At 53.0% G+C, this 644-nt stretch carries 1 rRNA gene; it reads right to left on the bottom strand.

Annotation, left to right across the window (positions count from 1 at the left end):
• Positions 1–59: 59 nt before the first annotated feature.
• Positions 60–644, bottom strand: a 23S ribosomal RNA gene (locus J5M67_RS27360); the annotation flags it as partial.

Genomic DNA, 644 nt, shown 5'->3' with positions numbered 1-644 from the left:
CACGAACTTTCGGTTCGTTACGTCTTCACCGTACAACACGCAAATTGTTTGGGTGTTATATGGTCAAGCCTCACGGGCAATTAGTATCGGTTAGCTCAACGCCTCACAGCGCTTACACACCCGACCTATCAACGTCGTAGTCTTCGACGGCCCTTCAGGGGAATCAAGTTCCCAGTGAGATCTCATCTTGAGGCTAGTTTCCCGCTTAGATGCTTTCAGCGGTTATCTATTCCGAACATAGCTACCCGGCAATGCCACTGGCGTGACAACCGGAACACCAGAGGTTCGTCCACTCCGGTCCTCTCGTACTAGGAGCAGCCCCTCTCAAATCTCAAACGTCCACGGCAGATAGGGACCGAACTGTCTCACGACGTTCTAAACCCAGCTCGCGTACCACTTTAAATGGCGAACAGCCATACCCTTGGGACCGGCTTCAGCCCCAGGATGTGATGAGCCGACATCGAGGTGCCAAACACCGCCGTCGATATGAACTCTTGGGCGGTATCAGCCTGTTATCCCCGGAGTACCTTTTATCCGTTGAGCGATGGCCCTTCCATACAGAACCACCGGATCACTAAGACCTACTTTCGTACCTGCTCGACGTGTCTGTCTCGCAGTCAAGCGCGCTTTTGCCTTTATACTCT

This window comes from Pseudomonas sp. 30_B (assembly GCF_017491605.1).
GTDB lineage: Bacteria > Pseudomonadota > Gammaproteobacteria > Pseudomonadales > Pseudomonadaceae > Pseudomonas.
Note: the sequence above shows the minus strand (reverse complement) of the source record. Positions and strands in the feature narration are given on the sequence as shown.